The 3988-nt window shown below is 72.0% G+C and carries 5 protein-coding genes; 4 read left to right on the plus strand and 1 reads right to left on the minus strand.

The genetic code is table 11. The features are described 5' to 3' along the window. The coding region (locus ABZ260_RS48010; RefSeq protein ID WP_355631799.1) for a tripartite tricarboxylate transporter TctB family protein at positions 1-636 on the plus strand (636 nt) is incomplete at its 5' end. After that, on the plus strand, positions 637-2130 hold the full coding sequence (locus ABZ260_RS48015) for a tripartite tricarboxylate transporter permease (RefSeq protein ID WP_355631802.1): 1494 nt from the start codon (positions 637-639) through the stop codon (positions 2128-2130). A gap of 82 nt (positions 2131-2212) precedes the next feature. On the opposite strand, the gene ABZ260_RS48020 is transcribed toward ABZ260_RS48015, so the two are convergent. Then, positions 2213-2794, minus strand: a complete 582-nt coding sequence (locus ABZ260_RS48020) for a TetR family transcriptional regulator (protein WP_355631805.1) — start codon at positions 2792-2794, stop codon at positions 2213-2215. 82 nt (positions 2795-2876) lie between these two features. Between ABZ260_RS48020 and ABZ260_RS48025 the strand changes: the two genes are divergently transcribed. Then, positions 2877-3608, plus strand: a complete 732-nt coding sequence (locus tag ABZ260_RS48025; protein ID WP_355631808.1) for an SDR family oxidoreductase — start codon at positions 2877-2879, stop codon at positions 3606-3608. Positions 3609-3613: 5 nt separating this feature from the next. Then, on the plus strand, positions 3614-3931 hold the full coding sequence (locus ABZ260_RS48030; protein ID WP_350914686.1) for a multidrug efflux SMR transporter: 318 nt from the start codon (positions 3614-3616) through the stop codon (positions 3929-3931). Positions 3932-3988 lie beyond the last annotated feature (57 nt).

The raw sequence follows: 3988 nt of genomic DNA on the forward strand, positions 1-3988 counted from the left end.
CAGGGCGACCCGCAGGTAGGTGACGATGTTGCCGGTGCTGCGCCGTCCGGCGACGATCGCGTGGTCGATGGCGCCGTCGCCCGCGCCGGCGACGGCGGTACCGAGCATGAGACCGGCGCGCATCCCCGTCCGGCCCCCGAGACCGGTGCCGGCTGGTCGTGGCGGCGGCCCGAGCTGGGGCTGGCGGTGCTGGTCCTCGCGCTGGGGGCGTTCGTGATCGTCGGCACCGCGGACGTGGCCGCCCCGGGTTCCTCCTTCGGTCTCGGTCCCCGGTTCTTCCCCGCCCTGGTCGGGGCGGCGATGTTGCTGATCGGGCTGTTCTACGTGATCGACGTGCTCAGGGGAGGCCACGGCGATCCCGAGGACGCCGAGGACGCCGACTCCGACGCGCGGACGGACTGGCGCACCGTCGCGCTGGTCAGCGTGATCTTCCTGGCCTTCGCCGGGCTGCTCGACCTGCTCGGCTGGATCATCGCGGGCGCGCTGCTCTTCTTCGGCCTGTCCGTGACGCTCGGCGCCCCCCAGCGGCTGCGCGCGGGCGTCATCGCGATCCTGCTGTCCACCGCCACCTACCTGGCCTTCGTCAAAGGGCTCGGCGTGACGCTGCCGGCCGGGCTGCTGTCCGGGGTGATCTGAGTGGACTCGTTCCAGTTGCTGCTGGAGGGCTTCGCGACCGCCCTCACCCCGGTCAACCTGCTGTACGCGCTGGTGGGCGTCACGCTGGGCACGCTGGTGGGCGTGCTGCCCGGCATCGGCCCGGCCATGACCGTGGCGCTGCTGCTGCCGATCACCTTCACCGTCCCTCCGGCCAGCGCGTTCATCATGTTCGCGGGCATCTACTACGGCGGCATGTACGGCGGGTCGACCACCTCGATCCTGCTCAACACGCCCGGCGAGAGCTCCTCGATGATCACCGCGCTAGAGGGCAACAAGATGGCCAAGCGGGGCCGGGCCGCCCAGGCGCTGGCGACCGCCGCGATCGGCTCGTTCGTCGCGGGCACCATCGCCACCGCGCTGCTGGTCGTCGCGGCGCCCCTGGTGGTGAACTTCGCCATCTCCTTCGGCCCCGAGGACTACTTCGCACTGGCCATTCTGGCCTTCACGGCCGTCTCGTCCGTGCTGTCCCGCTCCGTGGTACGGGGGCTGGCGTCCCTGGGGCTCGGCCTGGTCATCGGGCTCATCGGCATCGACCAGCAGACCGGCCAGGCCCGGCTGACGCTGGGCGTGCCGCAACTGCTCGACGGCATCGACGTGGTGATCGTCGCGGTCGGTCTGTTCGCCGTGGGCGAGGTGCTCTACGTCGCCTCCCGGCTGCGGCACGGCCAGCCGGAGGTGATCCCGGTCGGCCGGGCGTTCCTCGGCCGCTCCGACTGGTCGCGTTCCTGGCGGCCCTGGCTGCGCGGCACCGCACTCGGCTTCCCCTTCGGCGCGCTGCCCGGTGGCGGAGCGGAGATCCCGACGTTCCTGTCGTACTCGATCGAGAAGCGCCTGGCGCGCGGGATCGCCCGCGAGGAGTACGGCAAGGGCGCCATCGAGGGGGTCGCAGGTCCCGAGGCCGCCAACAACGCCTCGGCGGCGGGCACGCTGGTCCCGCTGCTCACTCTGGGCCTGCCCACCTCCGCGACGGCCGCGATCCTGCTGGCGGCCTTCCAGCAGTACGGGCTGCAGCCGGGGCCGCAACTGTTCGACCACAACCCGGCACTGGTCTGGGGCATGATCGCCTCGTTGTTCGTGGGCAACACCATGCTGCTGGTGCTCAACCTGCCGCTGGCCCCGCTCTGGGCCCGGGTGCTGCACATCCCCCGCCCCTACCTCTACTCGGGGATCGCGCTGTTCGCGGCGCTCGGCGTCTACGCGCTGAACTCCTCCTGGGTGGAGCTGGTCATCCTCTATCTCCTGGGCCTGCTCGGTTTCGCGATGCGCCGGTTCGGCCTGCCGGTCGCCCCCGCGGTGATCGGCCTGATCCTGGGCCCGATGGCCGAGATCCAGCTTCGCCGGGCCCTGGCCATCGGCGCGGGTGACGTGACGGTCCTGGTCAAAAGCCCGATCGCGGCGACGCTGCTGGTCATCTCGCTCCTGGCGCTGTTCACGCCCCTCATCAGGAAGGTGGCCGCCAGGCGCGGCGCCTGACCGGAGCGGGCCGCACCGGGGTGCGGCACACGCGGGCACGGACGGACGTCCGTGCCCGCTTCCTTTTAAAAAGAGTGAAGACTTAAGGAGTGAAGGCGGCCAGCAGGTCGTCCAGCCCGGCCTTGACGCGCTCGACCGTCACTCCGCGGTCGCGCAGGCGGTGGGCAAGCAGCGGCGCGGCCAGCGGCGCGAGGAGGGCGTCGGCGAGGACGTAGGCGTCGGCGCCGGGTCTGGCCTGGCCGACGAGCATCGACAGGTGGGCGTGGTAGGCGTCGTAGGCACCGCCGAAGCGGGCGAACGGCGTCACCGTCTCGGCCATCACCAGCAGGTCGATCTGCTCCACGGTCCTGTCGGCGAGGGCGTGCAGGAAGCCGCGGATGCGGGCGGGCGCGTCGACACCGGGCCCCAGCGGCGGCGGCCCCTCGATGAAGGCCGCCTGGAACTCGCGTTCCCGCTCGTCGATGAGCGCGTACGCCAGCCCCGAGCGATCGCCGAACCTGCGGTACAGCGTGCCGACTCCGACCCCTGCGGCGGCGGCGACCTCCGCCATCGACAGTCCCTCGACGCCGTGAGCGGCGACGATGCCCGCGGCGGCGGCGAGGATCTTCTCCCGGTTGCGCGCCGCGTCGACCCGCTCGCGGCGCGGGTTCATGACGACGTCCACGATCACAGGCTACTGGAGACTTGTAAGCGGAATCAGTTCCGCTTTACAGTTAAGCGGAACTGATTCCGCTTAAGGAGCACACATGACACGCAGAGTCGCCCTCGTCACCGGGGGAAGCCGTGGGATCGGCGCCGCCGTCGCCGTACGCCTCGCCGCCGAGGGTTCCGACGTGGTGATCACGTACGCGCGCTCGGCGGAGCGGGCGGCGGCGGTCGTCAAGGAGATCGAGGCCGCCGGCGCCCGCGGGCTGGCCGTGGCGGCGGAGGCCACCGACGCCGGGGTGCTGGTCGCCGCGGTCGAGCGGACGGTCGCCGAGTTCGGGCGGATCGACATCCTGGTCAGCAACGCCGGCGTCGCCCCGTTCGGCCCGCTGGAGGAGGTGACGCTCGCCGAGGTCGACAGCACCCTCGCGATCCATTCCCGCGCCTCGTTCGTGCTGGCCCAGGCGGCGGCCCGGCACATGGGCCGGGACGGCCGGATCATCTGCGTCGGCAGCAGCCTCGCCGAGCGCGTGCCATACCCGGGGTGGACGCTCTACGCGATGAGCAAGTCCGCGCTGGTCGGCCTGACCAAGGGGCTCGCCAGGGACCTGGGGCCGAGGGGCATCACGGCCAACCTCGTCCAGCCCGGTTCGACCGACACCGAGATGAACCCGGCCGACAGCCCCGAGGCGGAGGAGGAGCGGCGCTTCACCGCCCTGGACCGCTACTGCGACCCCGGCGACATCGCCGCCACCGTCGCGCACCTGGCGGGAGAGGGCGGCAGGAACATCACCGGCGCCACCATCACCGTCGACGCCGGCACCACGGCCTGACCGCCATGGCCTGGGTCCTGCTTCTCGTGGCCGCCGCGCTGGAGATCGTCTGGGCCACCGCGCTCGAACGCTCGGACGGGTTCACCCGGCTCTGGCCGGCGTTCGTCGGGGTGACGGCGGCGGTCCTGAGCTTCGTCATGCTCACCTTCGCGCTCAGGACGCTGACCATGGGCACCGCGTACGCGGTCTGGGTCGGGCTCGGCACGCTCGGGGTCGCCGCGGTGGGCATCGTCGCCCTGGGCGAGAGCGCGGCCCCCGGCCGGCTCGCCTGCCTGGCGCTCATCCTGGTCGGCGTCATCGGCCTCAAGCTCCTGGACGGGTGACGCGACGGCGCAGATGCAACATGGTGGCCTTGATCGGCAATGCCGGCACCGGCCGCC

The sequence above is a fragment of the Streptosporangium sp. NPDC006013 genome (genome assembly GCF_040614275.1).
Taxonomy (GTDB): Bacteria; Actinomycetota; Actinomycetes; order Streptosporangiales; family Streptosporangiaceae; genus Streptosporangium.